This window comes from Bradyrhizobium australafricanum, from assembly GCF_020329495.1.
GTDB lineage: Bacteria > Pseudomonadota > Alphaproteobacteria > Rhizobiales > Xanthobacteraceae > Bradyrhizobium > Bradyrhizobium australafricanum.
On sequence record NZ_JAGKJL010000020.1, the window covers coordinates 19775 to 37237 of the forward strand.

Annotated in this window: 16 protein-coding genes; 5 read left to right on the forward strand and 11 right to left on the reverse strand. The window is 58.2% G+C overall.

What is annotated here, in order from left to right:
* Nucleotides 1–30 precede the first annotated feature (30 nt).
* Complete coding sequence (locus tag J6525_RS19130) at nucleotides 31–828, forward strand: TetR/AcrR family transcriptional regulator (RefSeq protein WP_225645808.1); 798 nt, start codon at nucleotides 31–33, stop codon at nucleotides 826–828.
* Between the two features lie 217 nt (nucleotides 829–1045).
* Here the strand turns inward: J6525_RS19130 and J6525_RS19135 are convergent, their stop codons facing one another.
* From J6525_RS19135 to J6525_RS19185, 11 genes are all read right to left on the reverse strand, one after another.
* Nucleotides 1046–2263, reverse strand: coding sequence for a CaiB/BaiF CoA transferase family protein (locus tag J6525_RS19135; RefSeq protein ID WP_225645809.1), 1218 nt, complete (start codon nucleotides 2261–2263; stop codon nucleotides 1046–1048).
* Between the two features lies 1 nt (nucleotide 2264).
* On the reverse strand, nucleotides 2265–3071 hold the full coding sequence (locus tag J6525_RS19140; RefSeq protein ID WP_225645810.1) for an enoyl-CoA hydratase/isomerase family protein: 807 nt from the start codon (nucleotides 3069–3071) through the stop codon (nucleotides 2265–2267).
* A gap of 133 nt (nucleotides 3072–3204) precedes the next feature.
* A complete protein-coding gene (locus tag J6525_RS19145; protein WP_225645811.1) occupies nucleotides 3205–4173 on the reverse strand; it encodes a Bug family tripartite tricarboxylate transporter substrate binding protein in 969 nt (322 codons plus the stop codon).
* Between the two features lie 267 nt (nucleotides 4174–4440).
* Nucleotides 4441–5259: an SDR family NAD(P)-dependent oxidoreductase gene (locus J6525_RS19150; RefSeq protein ID WP_225645812.1), complete on the reverse strand. Its 819-nt coding sequence runs from the start codon at nucleotides 5257–5259 to the stop codon at nucleotides 4441–4443.
* 319 nt (nucleotides 5260–5578) lie between these two features.
* The gene (gene fahA, locus J6525_RS19155; protein ID WP_225645813.1) at nucleotides 5579–6832 is read right to left on the reverse strand and encodes a fumarylacetoacetase; all 1254 of its coding nucleotides are present in this window, start codon (nucleotides 6830–6832) and stop codon (nucleotides 5579–5581) included.
* 215 nt (nucleotides 6833–7047) lie between these two features.
* A complete protein-coding gene (locus J6525_RS19160) occupies nucleotides 7048–8274 on the reverse strand; it encodes a CaiB/BaiF CoA transferase family protein (RefSeq protein ID WP_225645814.1) in 1227 nt (408 codons plus the stop codon).
* Nucleotides 8275–8277: 3 nt separating this feature from the next.
* Entirely contained in the window at nucleotides 8278–9072 is a 795-nt protein-coding gene (locus tag J6525_RS19165; RefSeq protein WP_225645815.1) for an enoyl-CoA hydratase/isomerase family protein, read from the reverse strand.
* Between the two features lie 41 nt (nucleotides 9073–9113).
* Nucleotides 9114–9296: a hypothetical protein gene (locus J6525_RS19170; protein WP_225645816.1), complete on the reverse strand. Its 183-nt coding sequence runs from the start codon at nucleotides 9294–9296 to the stop codon at nucleotides 9114–9116.
* Between the two features lie 247 nt (nucleotides 9297–9543).
* Complete coding sequence (locus J6525_RS19175; RefSeq protein ID WP_225645817.1) at nucleotides 9544–10395, reverse strand: FAD binding domain-containing protein; 852 nt, start codon at nucleotides 10393–10395, stop codon at nucleotides 9544–9546.
* The gene (locus J6525_RS19180) at nucleotides 10392–12764 is read right to left on the reverse strand and encodes a xanthine dehydrogenase family protein molybdopterin-binding subunit (RefSeq protein ID WP_225645818.1); all 2373 of its coding nucleotides are present in this window, start codon (nucleotides 12762–12764) and stop codon (nucleotides 10392–10394) included. The genes J6525_RS19175 and J6525_RS19180 overlap by 4 nt, the downstream gene beginning before the upstream one ends.
* Nucleotides 12761–13252, reverse strand: coding sequence for a (2Fe-2S)-binding protein (locus tag J6525_RS19185; RefSeq protein WP_225645819.1), 492 nt, complete (start codon nucleotides 13250–13252; stop codon nucleotides 12761–12763). Before J6525_RS19185 ends, J6525_RS19180 begins: the two co-directional genes overlap by 4 nt.
* 478 nt (nucleotides 13253–13730) lie before the next feature.
* Here J6525_RS19185 and J6525_RS19190 point away from each other — a divergent pair, with 478 nt between their 5' ends.
* From J6525_RS19190 to J6525_RS19205, 4 genes are all read left to right on the forward strand, one after another.
* Nucleotides 13731–14165, forward strand: a complete 435-nt coding sequence (locus tag J6525_RS19190; RefSeq protein ID WP_225645820.1) for a MarR family winged helix-turn-helix transcriptional regulator — start codon at nucleotides 13731–13733, stop codon at nucleotides 14163–14165.
* 50 nt (nucleotides 14166–14215) lie between these two features.
* Nucleotides 14216–14866 carry a DUF8737 domain-containing protein gene (locus J6525_RS19195; protein WP_225645821.1) on the forward strand — a complete coding sequence of 217 codons (651 nt, stop codon included), beginning with the start codon at nucleotides 14216–14218 and terminating at the stop codon, nucleotides 14864–14866.
* A gap of 360 nt (nucleotides 14867–15226) precedes the next feature.
* A complete protein-coding gene (locus J6525_RS19200) occupies nucleotides 15227–16456 on the forward strand; it encodes an ABC transporter substrate-binding protein (protein WP_225645822.1) in 1230 nt (409 codons plus the stop codon).
* A gap of 164 nt (nucleotides 16457–16620) precedes the next feature.
* A complete protein-coding gene (locus J6525_RS19205; protein WP_225645823.1) occupies nucleotides 16621–17184 on the forward strand; it encodes a winged helix-turn-helix transcriptional regulator in 564 nt (187 codons plus the stop codon).
* Nucleotides 17185–17463: the final 279 nt, after the last annotated feature.

The following is a 17463-nucleotide window of genomic DNA, read 5'->3' on the forward strand; positions in this document are numbered from 1 at the left end:
GCCTCGCTTTCCTGTCGGAGGTTATATTTCATGGCAAATCAGCTGCCCGAACCAGAGATGCGCTCAAAACGCTCTTTTCCCAGAACGAATGACTATCACCATGGCGACTTGCGCAACGCCCTCATAGCTGCGGGCCGGCGAGCGCTTCAGGATATAAGTCCTCAAGATCTGAGTTTGCGATATCTCGCAAAGGTCGTCGGCGTCTCAGAAGCTGCACCATCGCGCCATTTTGCCGGAATGGACGCCCTTCTTGCCGCGATCGCAGCTGGCGGTTTCAGAGAACTGGCGGCTCTACGCGCCGATATTCAAAGTTCCGGCGACGATGTGATGTCGACCGCGTATCGGATGATGCGCGTCTACGTCGAATTCGCCATGCACCACAAAGGACTGTTCGGACTTATGATCGGTCCGCGAATCGTGTCCCGCACCGCTCATCCGGAGCTCTCCGAGGAGGCGAGTAGGTCATTTCAGCTGTTCGCTGGGGCGATCGAAGCGCTAGCGATTGAAAATGGCTGGAAGCCCAATCAGCTCAACCTGGTAGCCCATGCCGCATGGAGCATGGAGCATGGCCTCGCAACACTGACCATTTCGAACCGCGTTCCACGCGCCGATAGGCCGGTATCCGTTGAACCGATGATCGACTTCGCGATAGCAGCATTCCTTGGTGCGGTCACGGCTGGTCCCGCTCACCTCAACAAGGTGCTCACCCGGCTCCCCAAATCAGTCAAACAGACGGAACCTGAAACGAAACCCGAACTCGCTTTGCGCTCCCCAGGCAAGCGAATGATTTCTTCGACCAAGGTCTCTCCGAAAAGGCGCCGATCCTGATTGGCATGCGGCTACAATGACAACTGACCCCACCGTTGAGCGAGGTTCGCGACGTCGGCGACTGGCATGATCCGGTTCGACGTCGCAAATCGTCACTGAGCTTTGGTCCTAGTCAGACCGCAGACTTTCAGGGCGGTAAAGGTAGATCTCGCAGACGGATGCTTGCTCGATTTGAGCCTCTGTTCGCCATCTGATCGCCCCCTCTTTCAGGCCGTGGTCAAGGCCTTTGGCCACCGCCCACGAGCATGTTCGACGCGATGCACTGATCGATCTGCTCTTGCGTGAATCCTAGCTCACCGAGAATGTCCGCGTTGTGCTCGCCTTGGAAGGCAGGAGGCGACGTCTCGTCCGGAACGCTCTCTGAGAAATGCCAGGGATGCCCCGGCAAGCGATACGCTCCGCCCACCCGGTCCGGGACCTCACGGGTCGCTCCCCAATACTGAGCCCATTCGGTTTCAGAGAGCTCCTTCAAGGAGCGGACGACGCCCACCGCGATTTTGGCCTCGTCAAGTTGTGCATCGAGGGACTCAAGATCAGGAAACCCATTAATCCAGGATTGGATGATGGCGTGCAGGGCGTCATAATTGGCCCGGCGCCGCTCAGCAGTACAGAAGCGTTCGTCCTTCGCCAGATCGGGTCGACGCATGGCGCGCAGATAGTTCGGGAATGTCATACTCCCGACAATGCTTTGAGCCGCAACAAAACGCTGACCGTTGGGGCCGACAAACTGCGGCCCGTCGGTGGCTCCCAGAACAGCTGGCTCTGCTCCCGTGTCGGCCTCGACGAGGTCGACATGCGCCCGCTCATTTACCGCCAACAGCACAGCCGCCATGGCAATATCGATGTACTGTCCCCGGCCAGTCCGCTCCCGGTGCCGCAGCGCCGCCAGAACGGCGATCACGCCCTGCATCCCGGCATAGACGTCAGCATGGGACAATGGATCGGCAAGCGTCCGTCCCAGATCGCCCCCGAAATGCCGCTGGGTATTTTGCGTAAAGCCAGATTCCGCTTGGACCGTTGGCGCGTAGGCCATACGCGACTTCCAGGGTCCCCCCTGTCCATAGCCGGTGATCGAAACATAGATCAGTCGCTGATTGGTTTTCGACAGCTCGTCGAAGTCGAGTCCGAAAAACCGTAACGTTTCAGCGCGAAAGTTCTCGACCACAATGTCGGCATCGTCGCACAGCTTCCGGACGATATCGACCGCCCCAGGTACATTGAGATCGATACTGAGATTGCGCTTGCCGATATTCTGTTGGGCATAATAGCCCGACATACCGTCCTTGAACGGAAAGGCCGCACGAGATACGTCCGGACGCGGTGGCTCAATCTTGATCACGTCCGCGCCGAGGTCAGCGAGTGTACGTGCGCACAGCGGGCCCGCCAGAACACGCGAGAAGTCGACGACCTTGAGTCCTTGCAAGGGTCCGGGCATATCACTTCCCCTCGAAAACTGCGAACCCAGGGCCCCTCGCGCGGAACGAGTCGAGGCCCGTACGCAGGTCTTGCGAAGCCCAGACGGGCTTTTGGATCTCCCACATCTTCTGGTCCGCAGCATCGACGCCCTCGTTTGTCGCAATGGCGACGAGACGTTTCGTGGCTGCGTGCGCCACGGTAGGCCCATGGGCCAACTCCTGCGCGATGGTGAGTGCAGCGCTCTCGAGCTGGTCATCGGGAACGACGCGATTGATCAATCCCCACCGCTCAAGCGTTGCGGCGTCGTAGCGATGCCCCAGCAAGGCCATTTCCTTCGCGCGTACGGCACCGATACGCTGCACTTGGCGTTGGATTCCGCCCAGGAGCGGATGTACGCCAAGAGCGACTTCGACAGAACCAAGCTTGGCCGACGCAGCAACGACGGAGATGTCACATGCCAAGACCAATTCGAGCCCGCCACCAAGGCACGCTCCGTGAACAGCGGCCACGATCGGCACCGGAAGCTGCTCGAAGCCACGCAGCAAAATTAGGGGATCCATAGCCGCTCGCCCTTCATTGGCGATCCGCTCGTCCCACAAACTGACATCGGCTCCGGCGCAAAAGTGTCGAAGTCCACTCTTGAGCAAGATCGCGCGACTGCCCGCTTCCACTGCTCCCTCGAATGCAGCCAGAAGCGCGCGGTACAAAGTTGGGCCACTAAGGTTGTACGGGCGATGAACCATCGTCACGACGGCAACATTGCCGTGACGCTCGACAGTCACGATCTTGTTGTCCGCCTGACCGTTCTGATGTCCTTCCGCTTCCATCTGGGATACTCCTAATATCTGATTACGAATCATGTCGACTTGGCGTTGCGAGTGAACGAACAGCAAGTGTTATCGAGCTCGTGCTACAGCCTCGGCGCGACACCGAGCTGCGCGCGCACTTCCGGCTTTTTGATCATTCCAGCTTGATGTCCCGCGCCGAAACAACATCCTTCCATCGGTCGGCATCCTTGCGAATCATCTGGGCAAACGCGTCGGAGCTGCTCGTCCTAGATTCAGCACCGAGATCGACCAAGCGGGCCATATCCGGATTTTTTGCTGCCTGGCTAATGCTCTCGCGGATCGTCGAAATGACCTCGCTGGGAACGCCTCGACGCGCAAAGAATCCCCACCATCCCGGAACGGAAAGTTCGCTGACACCCAGCTCTCCGAACGTCGGTACATCCGGGTACGTTTTCACACGATCGGATCCCACCGCAGCAATAGCCTTGACTGCGCCGGCACTCACCAGAGGGAGCGCGGCGACAGCATCTGCGAACAGCGCTTGGATGTGGCCGCCGACTAGATCGTTTAACGCTGGCGCAGAGCCCCTGTAAGGTACGTGCTGAACCCGAATCTTCGCGGATTGGCTCAATACCTCTTGCTGCAAATGAGAGATGCTACCCGTGCCGTAGGATCCAAATGAGATCTCACCGGGCGCGGCTCTCGCGCGCTCTACGAACTGTTGATAGGTCTCAGCCCCCAGGGTCGGCGATACCACGAGAACACTTGATCCTATTGCGGCCAAACTCACCGGCTCGAAGTCTTTGAACGGATCGTAAGGTACTCGAAAAAGCTGTTGCAGCGCGTTGGACGAATTATCGAAAAGCAATGTTGAGCCATCGCTAGGCCCATTGAGCAGCGCCTGGTAAGCCGGAATCGATCTACCGCCGGGCTTGTTGACGACAATCACCGGCACATGAAGGATTGCCGCGACCGCACTTGCATACAACCGCGCAATTGCGTCCGTGCCGCCGCCGGCGGCATACGGCACATAGATTTCAATCTGTTTGGGCGCCCATGCTCCGCGAGCCGAAAGCCCACCTAACGGCGCAAGCCCAAGGAAAGTCGCTGATCCAAAGACCAGTTGCCGCCTACTGAGCATTTTCGATCCCTAATGGTTGCGACACGACGTGCCGGCCCCCTCCTTTCGGACGCAGGGCTCGTCGCACTCTGCGATCGAACTTAAGTTATCGGTGTTAACTTGTCAACGTCTGAAACCAACTGCAAGGTCTTGGCTTGAGAGCGCATGCACTTGCGTCGGCGCGAAGAGATTGGACTGTCTTGGATTATTGAGAGCAGAAAGCAGATCAAGGTCGACCAACGTGATCGGCGCGAGCGAAAGGAGCGGTGGCCGGCCATGGCCAAAACGCTATTGCCCCGTCAGGATTCCCGAATACTTGTTCGATGCACTGCGATAACGTGGCGCGGGTTGCGCATTGCCAAGATTGGGTACCATCGCCTTTCTGGCCGACAAATAAGCCTCCCAAAGGGCCGCATCATGAAGCGAAGGCAAGCTGACCGTTTCGCGCCGGTCGAAGCCAACCAGTGCGGCGTCGACGAGGTCCTCTACTCCCATGGTATCGGGGATCTCGCCAACATCTCGGCCAGAGCGCTCCCAGATCTCGGACCGTGTCGCGGCCGGCAAGACGGCTTGCAGGTAGATCCCCCTTGGTCCCAACTCGATATTGAGCGCCTCGGACATAGCGAGGACGAAGGCCTTGGTCGCTCCGTAGAAGCCCAACTGAACCTCGGGCGCCAACCCGGCAACAGAACCAATATTGATGATAGCTCCCTCACCTCGCTTCAAAAACTGAGGGATCACAGCTCCCGTGAGTCGGGCGACTGCCGTGACATTGAGGTCAATCAACTTCTCCCACGCGTTCAAGTCTGCAGTTATAAATGTCCCGTGCGTCACCGCAGCAGGATTGTTGATCAAGACGCCGATACTTGGATCCCCTGACAATCTTTTCTCGACAATCGCTCGATCGTCACTTTTCGTCAAATCCGCCTGAACAATGTCGACTTGCACCGCAGTCTCGGTCCTGAGGCGACTGGCAAGCCCTTTTAGCCGGTCCAGGTCGCGCGCTACAAGAACGAGAGCGTATCCCCGTCGTGCAAAGCGGTCAGCATAGGCAGCTCCGATGCCGGTAGAGGCGTCGGTGATAAGTACGGTCCTGCCTCTTGGCATTTGGTTCTCCCAATCAAGTCTTGTGCGGGGCACGGTCGTCGTTAGAAGGCGGCGCCGAGCTCCCACCGCAAGAGCGGAGTTCTGTGCCGATCGCAACAGCGCAACGTCAAGACCGAAGCTGAATGGGCCCGCGAGATATTTCGGCCAATCGGAGTACGCCAAGAATCAATTTTCGGGCACAATCGAAAAGCGAGATCACGCTGTCCTCGACCGGGCGCTTGATGCGTAATCGCATCAAGCGTCTTGCCCCGTCCTCTAAGAGCCGACGATGCGCCCCGTCAGTCTCCATGACCAGCCTCACGAACTGCTGGTGTCCGAGTTAATCGGGAAAGGGACAAATCAATCCCGATAAGGTGCCGAAGTCGATAGGAGGATGCCCAACCTTCTGACTGATTCCTCGAAGCTCGATACGGTCCCCATCAAGCAAATAGCTGCGAGTTGAACCGTCCGTCAGCTGAATTTTGCTGGTACCGCCTTTACTCAATTCGACGAGACAGCCAGCGCTGTCGTCTGCCGCGCCCGAAACTGTCCCGGAGCCATATAGGTCTGCCACCCTTACCGACGCTCCATTGGCAGTAAGGTGCGCAAGTTGCTGGGCTCCGTCCCAGTACATCTCCTTGAAATTTGTTCGGCTTATCGTTTGCGGCGTCAGCTTTTGCTCTCGCATGGCTGTCGTCTCGATCACAATCTCGAGCGAGATGTCGAACGAGTACTTGCCGTCATGATCCAGATATTTGACGGGCGGTCGCTCATACCCGGGATCCCGCTCGACACGATAGTCTTTCAGCGCTTCTAGCGGAACGACCCAGCTTCCCATTTGGGTACAAAATGACTTTGCGAGGAATGGACCTAGCGGAGTGCTCTCCCACCGCTGCAGATCCCGCGCACTCCAGTCGTTGAGCAGAACGAGACCAAAGACGTAATCTTCAAATTCCGAGACCTGCACGGGTCGCCCACGATCCGAGCCGCGGCCGACCACAAACCCGACCTCCAATTCAATATCGAGCGCTTGGGTCGCCGCATAAACCGCCCCTTCGGGGGTTAATATTTGTCCCTTGGGACGGAAGATAGGCTGGTCCGTGCCGACAATCGTTCCTGTCCGGCTGTGGTACCCAACCGGCATCGACTTCCAGTTGGGATGAAGCTCGCCGCGCAAGAGCCGCATCGTGCGCGCCGCATGGTGGTAGCTGGAATAGAAATCGACGAAATCCCCGGGCGCGACCGGATTTACATTCCTTAGGTTCCCGCGGTCGAGCAGGCACTGCTCCAAGGCAGCGCGCTCGCTGCTTTCGGCTGATGAGAGCAGCCGGGTGATTCTGGCGCGGAGTGCCTTGTGCTTCTTGGCGCCGAGCGCCAGAAACGAGTTTAGTGTTCTCTGCGACCAGACCCCCACGGAAATTTCGAGCTGGTCGAGCAATCCCCGTCGCGCAGTCTCCGCGAGATCGAGCGCGTATGCACCGATTGCCACGCAAGCTCGAAAATCGTTCGGTCCGACTTGGGCGATTCCATATGGTAAGTTCGCCAGGGAAAAACCAGAGTCATCGGCCCCCGGAACCCATGATCGTCCTGTCATGACAGCCTCTCCTCACATTGTTCTTCAAAGCGATCGCTTCTGCTCGCCGGCTCTCCGTGGAGCTCGATCGGCCGCACCGTTTCCCCAAAAACTCGTCGAATGCCCGCGAACAGGACATTGGCACGTTTGCGCCAAGACGCGTCCTCTCAAAGTAAGCAGGTTATCGACTCTGTTGCGGGAAGCCCAACGAGAGCCGGCGAGGGGCAGGACCCGAATCAGGCCCCGCCTGTCTGCGCAGAGGGAACGACAAGGGCTCCAGCGGAGACGAGCTTGTCGACCTCCTCGCTGGTGAATCCAAGCTCCGCGCACACTTCACGATTATGTTCGCCACGCAGAGCCGGATCGCCAATCGGAGTGAGCTCATCCTCTGAGAAATGCCAAGGGCGGCCCGGAAGGCGGTAGGTGCCTCCGTTACGGTCAGACACTTCCTGGACCCCTCCCCAGTAAGTTGACCATTCGCTTGTCGCCAAATCTCCCAGGGAACGAATCTCCCCCATCGCGATCTTCGCTTCATCGAACTGGGCATCAAGTGCGGCCATGTCGGCGAAGGTCAGCATCCAGGTCTGAATGATCTCCTGCAGTGCACTCAGATTCGCTTTCCGTAGCGCGGCGGTCGCAAACCGTGGATCGTCGGCCAAGTCTGCCCGCCGCATCGCGCGCAGATAGTTCGGGAAAGTCAGTGACCAAACCATGCTGGTGGCAACGGTGAACCTCTCTCCACCAGGACCGTTAAAGAACGGACACTCGGTAGCGCCGAGGATCGCCGGTTCATCGCCGAGATCGAAATCACCAAGATCAATGTGCGCGCGCTCATTGATCGCGATCAAAGTCGCGGCCATCGCCACATCGACATATTGCCCTTTGCCCGATTTTTCTCGACTTTGAAGAGCCGCGAGAATCGCAATTGTCGCCTGCAATCCGGTGTAGACGTCTGCGTGCGAGAGGCTGTCCGTCTGCTCGAAACCGAGGTTGTCGCCATAGTGCCGCAGGCTGTTCGATGTAAACCCGCTTTCCGCCTGGACCGTCGGAGCATAGGCCATCCGACCGCGCCACGGCCCTCCTTGCCCGTAGCCCGTGATGGAAGCGTAGATGACTCGTGGATTACGCGCCGCGATCGTTTCGTAGTCGAGTCCGAACGACGCCAATGTACCCGCCCGGAAATTCTCGACGATCACGTCAGCCACATCACAGAGCCGTAGAGCAATTTCACGGCCTTCGGGCACGTTCAGATCAATGCTGATGTTCCGCTTCCCGGAGTTCTGCTGGGCATAGTAGCCAGACATCCCCTGCTTAGATGGATGCGAAAATCGAGAAACGTCCGGCCTAGGCGGCTCAATTTTGATTACCTCGGCGCCGAGGTCCAGAAGAGTCCGCGCACAGAGCGGTCCCGCCAGAACGCGCGAAAAGTCGACAACGCGAATCTTTGACAAAGGCCCAGTCATGTCTCAACGCCCCTTGAACTTGGCAAGACCAGGACCGTTCTGCCGGAACGAGGCCAGCCCCGTCTTGAGATCCTCTGACGCCCAAATCGGCTCCTGCAATTTGTCCATCGCCTCATCGGCCGCTCGCACCCCCTCGTTAGCCGCAATGTACGCGACATACTTCGTCGCTGCGTGCGCGACCGTCGGGCCGTTGGCAAGCTCCTCGGCGACTGTCATTGTCGTCTTCTCGAGCGCCTCATCGGGCACAACGTGGTTGATCAACCCCCACCGCTCGAGCGTAGCTGCATCGTATCGTCGACCCAGCATCGACATCTCCTTGGCACGTGCGATACCGACGCGCTGCACCTGCCGCTGGATGCCACCCATCAGGGGGTGAAGACCAAGCGCAGACTCCACTGAACCAATCTTCGCGGAACTTGATGCAATGATGTAATCGCAGACCAACGCGAGCTCCACGCCGCCTCCGAGACACACACCGTGAACACTCGCAACGATCGGAATAGGCAGAAGCTCCACTTCCTTAAGGAAATCGATTCTCGACCACCCGTCGGGATTTGCGGTCCCACTGCTGCCTTGCTGCAGGCGGGCTCCGAAGAGGGTCAGGTCAGCACCAGCCGAGAAGTGTCGCAATCCGCTTCGCAAGACGATTGCTCGACTTCCCGCCTTCTGTGCGTCTTTGAGAGCCGCCTGAAGCGGAATCATCAGAGTCGGCCCAATCAAATTGTAGGGCTTGTAAACCATCGTAATGACCGTGACCGGTCCACGCTGCTCCGTGATAATCGGCGTCTCATCGGCCATCGGGAGGCCCTCCTCTGTGATTTGCAGACTTCTTGACCACGTCACATTGCTGCCGGGTTCGCCTGCGTGTCGACTACACCTAGCATTTGAGTTGCATTTTGCAAGTCAAAGACTTCTTCTTCCGTCAAAAAAATGTCGGACTGAAGCCAATGGTTCTGCCGGCGCATGCGGCAAGCCGCCAAACGGAGAGACACCCGAACAAACTCGCAAACAATGCCGATCAACGTTACATCCTGGCGTAACTGATCACCGTGGGATGCCAACTCGGCAGACTCTGCTCTCAAAAAAAGGACCGGCCGCATTGCAACCGGTCCAAGTGATCCAAGCCGAGGAAGGAGCAGCAAAGTCTCGTCTTGGACGGGAGATCAGATCACCAAGCGGTCCCAGCTCTGCCGATGATCAATGGCAACAGCGCCCGCGTCCTTCTCCGTCGGCGATTGGCGGTCCAAAATATGCTCGCGGAAACACCCATCATGAACCAAATTCGAGTAGCGCGCGCCTAGTCTCCGTCTTGATCAGACTCGCACGATATGCGGCGGACGCATAATGGTCAGATAGGCATTCAGTGTTCTCACTGAGCAGGCGAGCGGCCTCCTCGACATTAGCCGTAGTGAGGGGTTTTCCTATCAACGTATCCGTCGCGACGCGGCCTTCGAAGGCATGGTTTGCGACACCGGTGAGACCGATAGACGCATCCGCAACCAGCCCGTCCTTTAGGTGGATACCGACAGCGACCCCTAGAATGGCATACCCGCTCGCGGGGTGACGGATCTTGCGATACGCAAATCGCATGCCGCTCACAGGCCGCGGGACGATGATCGCGGTCAGCATTTCGGTTGGCTCGAGCGCGGTCGTGAAGATATCGACGAAGAAATCGCGGGCCGCTACATGCCTTATGCCGTTTCCCACTAGCTCGAGCTCGGCTTTCAGCGCGATCACCACAGCCGGCCAGTCGGCCGCCGGATCAGCATTGGCGAGCGAGCCACCGATCGTGCCGCGGTTGCGCACCTGTGGATCCGCGATACGGTTGGCAGCCCGCGAGAATATCGGCGCGACTTCGCGAAGCTCGTTGGAAGCGAGCAGTTCGGCGTGCCGCGTTAGCGCCCCAATCCGAATAACTCTGTCGGTGATCTGGATTCCCTGAAGCTCGGCAATGCCGCCGATGTCAACCAAGCGAGCGGGAGTTGCCAGCCTGAGCTTTAGCGTTGGAATCAGCGTATGGCCGCCAGCCAGCAACTTAGTTCCATCCGGATCTTTGTGCAGGAAATAAATCGCCTCCTCGAGCGAACTGGCGCGGACGTAGTCGAAGGCTGCAGGTATCATTGATGCACTCCATTACGCGCGCTCTGAACCGCGGCCCAAATACGGGGCGGCGTCAACGGCATATCGAGATGAGTGATGCCAAAGGGTGAGAGGGCATCAAGAACGGCATGGACCATGCACGGTGGGGCGCCGATTGCGCCGCTTTCGCCGACACCCTTGACGCCAATCGGATTGGTTGGCGAGGACGTCTCCTGGAACAGAGATTTGACATTCGGTACATGCTCTGCACGCGGCACTGCGTAATCAAGCAACGATCCGCTCAGAAGCTGGCCGCTGTCGGAATCGTAGCTGACCTCTTCATAGAGGGCTTGGGCGATGCCCTGCACCACTCCTCCATGGATCTGGCCTGCGGCTAGCCGCGGATTAACCAGCATACCGGAGTCGTCGACTGCCACGTAGTCAAGGATATCGACGATTCCGGTCTCCGGGTCGACCTCGACATAGGCGAGATGGACGCCGGAGGGCGAGCCCATGCCTACGGGATCGTAGAACTCTGTCTCGTCTAGACCCGGCGCCAGTCCCTCGGGCAATTGGTGACCGACATAGGCCATGCGGGCCACCTTCGCAAAGGTGACTGGCGCGATATCAGTTCCCGGAATGCTAAAAATCCCGGCGGAATAGGCAATGTCCTTCTCGTCCGCCTCCAGCATGCCAGCTGCTATTTTCTTTGCTTTGTCGACAATACGCTTCGAACAGACGTAAACGCTCGATCCGCCGACGGCCATCGATCGCGAATTGAAGGTGCCATGGCCGGCTTGCACCTGTCGTGTGTCGCCCTGCACAACGTCGATGTTTTCGATCGGGATCTGCAGCATGTCGGCAGCGATCTGCGACAGCGACGTCAAGTGGCCGTGCCCCTGACTCATCGAACCCGAATAAATTGTGGCGCGTCCGCTCGAGTCGATGGCGACTCGCGCGCTTTCCCAGCCGCCACGATCGAAGCCGCTCCTCGCTAACCATCGCGAGGGCGCTACAGCGCACATATGGGTATAGGCGGCAAGGCCGATGCCTCGGTAGACACCGTCACGGCGCAGGGTCTCGCACTCCTTGCGACGCCCCTCGTAGTCGAACGCCGAGAGCGCCTTATCGAGCAAGCTTTGATAGTTTCCGCTGTCGAACATGGTAGCCATGCTGCCATAAGGCCGGTAGGGAAAATCGGAAGGCTGGATGAAGTTCTTCCGTCGTATCTCGGCCTGATCAATCCCGAGATGACGCGCGACCGCATCGATCGCCCGCTCGGCGATATAGGTTCCCTCAGGGCGACCATAGCCGCGATAAGCATCGACCGGCACAGTATTGGTTATGACAGCGCGCGAGGTCGCCTCGTAGTTCGGGATCTTGTAGCTCCCCGTACCGTAGTTCACCGTGTTCACGGTCGGCCCACCGGTCGCCATGTTCGAAAGATATGCGCCGACGTTGCCGAGCGTATCGACCTTCATGCCTAGGATCGTGCCGTCATGCCGAATCGCGACGTCGATCGTCTCGACATGTGCACGGCCATGGCTGGTCGACTGGTGGCTCTCCGAGCGACTCTCCCACCACTTCACGGGGACGCCAAGTTCGCGGGCAAGGTAGGGGCAGAGCAGATCTTCCGGATATAGGTGCATCTTTGCACCGAAGCCGCCCCCAATATCGGGAGCAATGACACGCAAGCGATGTTCAGGGATGCCGAGCGTCTCGGCAATCCACCGTCGGTGCATGTGCGGCACTTGGCTGCCGATGTAGACCGACAACGTTCCGTCGGCTTCTGGATCAGCAATGATCGACCGCGTCTCCAGGCATGTCGGAATCAGACGGTTGTTAACGACCCGCAGGCGAATGACCTGATCGGCCTCGGCCGCCGCCTTCGGGTAGTCTCCCCCGCTCACTTTGTAGATGGTCGCAACATTGCCCGGCACGTTGTCATGGAGCTGGGGAGCCTCGGGGCGGACTGCCGCCTCCTCTCCGGTCACCGCAGGCAACACTTCGTAGTTAACTTCGATCTGGCTGGCAGCGTCATAGGCGTCGGCCAACGTCTCCGCCACGACCAGAGCCACGCACTCACCAACGAAGCGAACACGATCGATAGCGACGACGGCCCGATATGGCACCTTCGAGCCGGGAAGGATCCAGTTCGGCACAATTGGACCAATCTTTCCGTCAAGATCCCTGCCCGATAGAATCAGGCGGACGCCGGGCGCGGCCCTCGCCGCCTCAAGCTTAACGCTCTTGATATCGGCATGCGCGTGCGGGGAACGCACGACCACCATGTGAAGCATTCCCGGCAGCCTGATATCGTCGACGTAGCGACCCTTGCCGGTCAGCAGCTTGACGTCCTCGCGACGCTTCAATGGCTGGCCGATATAGCGGAGCGGGGTTGCGTTATTCATGACTGTGTCTCTTTCACTACGAGGGATTCGACGGCTCGCACAATGTTGTGGTAGCCCGTGCATCGGCAGATATTGCCGGCGAGGCCGTGCCTGATGTCCTCCTCGCTCGGATCAGAATGGTCCTTTAGTAGCTGACGTACGCTCATCACCATCCCCGGCGTGCAGAAGCCGCACTGCAAGGCGTGATGGTCGTGGAATGCGGCCTGCACCGGGTGCAACGTGCCGCCGGGCTCAGAAAGGCCCTCGATCGTCGTGATCGACGCACCATCGGCCATCACGGCCAACACAGTACAGGATTTCACAGCACGTCCATCGAGCTCGATCGTGCAGGCCCCACACTGAGAGGTGTCGCAGCCAACATGCGTTCCAGTGAGACGAAGATCCTCTCGGATCAAGTGAACCAGCAGCTTCCGCGCCTCAACTGTCACGGTCCTGCGTGCACCATTGATGGTGAGTGTTACAGCGTGATGCTTCTCTGCCTCGTGCATGCGCTCTCCTTGCTAGCAACGCTCTCAAATGCCGCGTGTCCAGTCACGGCTAGCCGCAAGCGGCAGCTGTCCGGACGAGTCTTATTACTCTAATTATCAGAGTAATAGGATTGCAAGAAGTTTGTCGAATGGTGCGCGGTCTCGCCAAAGGCTTGCAAAACAACAGCCAGAGATCTTTCAGCGCACACCGAACGGGATGGATTCGCGCATGACAACAAGCAGATGCGGAGACTGGGAGGAGCTACACAAGGAAGCTTCCGGCCCCTGCCTGCAGCAGAGAGCACCGAGAAGGTTCTACGAAATCCCGGCGCTGAAAACCCGCATTCGTTGCGCGTGACTTGTCAGGCATCGCCAACACGGGTCGCTCGAACCGCTAGGAAAACATGCTCAGCGTCGCGCCCTGGCAGGCGCCGATCTCGCATCCCCACCTACGGTCGCGGCTATTGACATTTAGTGTAATTACACATATATCTCACAAATGGAAAAATCGAAACTAAGTGCCGCAGAGTTCTCTGCCGCTTGTGTATGCCTCGGCGTGCAGCGAGCCGCACGGAGCATCGCACGACGCTATGACGAAGCGCTACGATCCTCGGGCCTCACTTCGGGGCAATTCACTATACTTTCCTCCCTGCTTAGGGACGAGCCAACTCCGCTCGGCTCGCTCGCCGACGTGCTTGGGCTTGATCGGACAACCCTGAACCGCAATCTTCGGCCGCTCGAGTCAGAGAACCTCGTATCGACCGTGCCGGATCCCACGGATGGCCGCGTACGCCGCATCGTCTTAACCTCGGCCGGACGCAAACGGGTCGAAGCAGCAATTCCGCTGTGGCGCAGCGTTCAATCCGATAGCAACGACCGTCTCGGCAAAACCGGTTGGCATACGCTAAGGCCCCTTCTTGGCCGCCTAGGTTAAGTATGGCTTCGGAGTCGGGGGATCAGAGCTCCATTTAGGTGTAACTACACATGTCGGAGAACAACATGCGAAGGATGACGAAAGCAGTCGACTTGAAGCTCGGAACCAGCACGCTGGTCGCCTCTCTGGCGGCGTGGGGATTCGCAGTTGCCGCAGCGGCATACGCCGGGTTCTTTCAAGCCATGATCCCAATCTACTATGGCCCGCTGGTCGCGGTCGGTATCGTGACGCCGTTTGCAATCTACGCCCTGACGCCGGCAGTACGAAGGTACTTCGAAAACATCGGTGTCTATCCTCTTACCGTTTTGCATACTTGGCGTATCCCCGCCTCGCTCTTTTTTTTCTGGTACGGGCTCCAAAACCAACTTCCACCCGCGTTCTGGATTCTAGCTGGTGTTGGTGACTTCCTGGCTGGCGTGAAGGCATTGCCGTTGCTGAAGGGTCCTGCCGACGATGACACCTACTTCCGCATTCATCGTTTCGGCTTCGCCGACTTCGTCGTAGCAGTCGGAACCGGGCTCCTGTTTACCGTCCTTAATGATCCACGAATGGTGACAATCCGCGAGCTACCTATGGTCCTCATCCCCCTCTACGGCGTCGGGATATCGGGCGCATCCCATCTCATCGCTTTCGACTTGCTTCGCCGACGGCGAAACGCGGCGGCCCAAGATCAAGCGGTAAGGACCAACGCAGCCGAGTAGTTACACATTCGATTATCGAAACCGGCTGGATGGTTAAAGGGCAGAGCAATGGCTCTGCCCTTTGGCCTGCGCTTGGCAAGCTCGAGCCAAGACTGCACACCCTTTTCGACTGCCCGCCCTCTCGCCCAAACATGGTGACCGCCGCGGCTTGCTGTTCTGACACTGCCCAGGCTTGCGACCCAAACCTCACTAGGCAACCATCGAGAATCCCCTGCTGCGGTAGAATGAACGAACATCAAGGCGGCATTGATGAGACGAGTTGTCGCGCGGGACTCAATCATCATCGCGAGGTCTTTGACTTGCATTATGCAAGTTATAGGCGTAGAGGCGTTATCGGTACTCTCACCAGAGGAGGAACGATTGCGCACGACAACAATCAAGATTGCGCCGCTCGCGTTTGGAATCATTTGGTTGGCGGGAAGCTGGAACGCGGGTCTGGCCGCCGAAACGAAATACGATCCCGGAGCATCCGACACCGAGATCAAGATCGGCAATATTATGCCCTACAGCGGACCCGCTTCCACCTGGGGAGAGATGGGGAAGATCGAAGCGGCCTATTTCGAGAAGGTCAACGCCGAAGGCGGCGTCAACGGCCGCAAAATTAAGTTCATTAGCTATGACGACGCCTACAGCCCGCCGAAAACTGTGGAGCAAGCGCGTCGGCTGGTCGAAAGCGACCAGATTCTACTACTCTTCAGCCCATTCGGCGTTCCAACCAACACCGCCATACACAAATACATGAACGGCAAGAAGATTCCGCAGCTGTTCATCGGCGGTGGTGGATCGAAGTGGAACGACCCCAAGAAGTTTCCGTGGACAATGGGGTTTCAGCCATCATTCCTGGACGAGGGCAAAGCATATGCTCAGTACGTGGCGAATGCTCATCCGGATGGCAAGATTGCTGTACTTTACCAGCACGATGATTATGGCAAGGACGTCCTAGCCGGATTGAAGCTTGGGCTTGGCGCCAAGGCGTCGATGATTGTTGGCGAAGCAAGTTACGAAGTAACCGAGCCCACCATTGACTCGCAGGTCGTAAGGCTGAAGGCGAGCGGCGCAGGCATCTTCATGAATTTTGCCGGACCCAAGTTTGCCGCGCAGGCAATTCGAAAGATCGCCGAGCTTAACTGGAAACCGGTGCACATCGTCAATATCCCCGCCTCTCAAATTGGAAGCGTCATGAAGCCCGCCGGGCTCGACATTTCGCAGGGGCTCATTAGCGGCGGATTCGTCAAAGACGCCACCGACCCCGGCATGGCGGATGACCCGGGCGTGAAGCGCTATCTAGCCTTCATCAAGCAATACTATCCGGGCGCCGATGTGACCGCTGGAACGAACGCGCTGGGTTACATCCTGGCACAGGTCATGGTTCACGTCCTCAAGGCAGCCGGTGATGACCTTACGCGTGAAAACATCATGCGGCAGGCGACCAACATTAAGGATTTGGAAGTCGACATGCTGCTGCCTGGGATCAAGGTCAACACGCGACCGGATGAATTTGCGCCGGTGAGATCCATTCAACTCCGGAAACTCGTCGGCGATCGTTGGGTACCCTTCGGACCGGTGATCGAACCTGTCGATGAAAAATGACGCTTGAGCTCACAGGTGGCTTTCCGAAGGGTCACCGTGGTGAGAGCTTGCACGGTTGAAATGAGTGCTAGTATCTAGCCGAGCTACTTAGAACGGTGCTAAATGATGCGAGCTCAGTCACCGTAGGCGACACCACGACAACAGAGGGCGCAGCGAGATCGAACATGGAGCGGAATGACAAGGCCAACAAACTATGCTCGGTCGCGCGTGCCATGGAGGTGGTTGGAGATAGATGGTCTATTCTGCTACTCCGCGAAGCCTACTACGGCGTGACGAGATTTGATGAATTCCAGCTCTATATTGGCGTCGCTACCAATATCCTAAGCACGAGATTGAAAAAGTTCGTCGAGCTCGGCGTCATGGAGCGCAAGGGATTGCCTGAACATTCGCGACGCTACGAATACGTGTTGACTGACATGGGGCGCGACTTCTTCCGAACCTATCTCGCTCTTAAGAAATGGGGCGACGACTGGCTGGCAGATGGAGCGGGACCGCAAGTCGTATTTCAAGATCGCCACAGCCGAAAGGAAATCGTCAGTCCTGGCGTATTGGATGCGCACGGCAAGCCACTGCAACTCGAGGATATCGAAGTCGTCGCCGGCCCCGACGCTGTCGCGTTCAACCGCAAGAGGTTCGGAAAGGGCGTTCCTCTTGCTGGTGGCAAGACTGAAGCTGCTGGAACCACCGTTGCACGGACTCCAAGCCCATCGGCTCGACGAAAAGCTTAGCCGGACAGCCAGCTTCGGCTACTTGGGTTACCCTTGGCCGCGTTCCGCGATAGTTCGAGCGTGCGCCAGTCCTAGCTACTTTAGTCCGTATCCTCTCGAGCCATTTAGTCCCTGCCTCACTTTGCATGAGCCCATCGAACCGATGCGAGTACGGCCAGGCCAGCGCATTTGGCAGCCACGTGAATTCATGCGATGTGATCGATAGGCTCCCCCTGGCAACTTCCCAACGAAGACGCGCAATTGCAGCGCGGCCCGTGGGGCCATTCCTGCTTGGCTTAG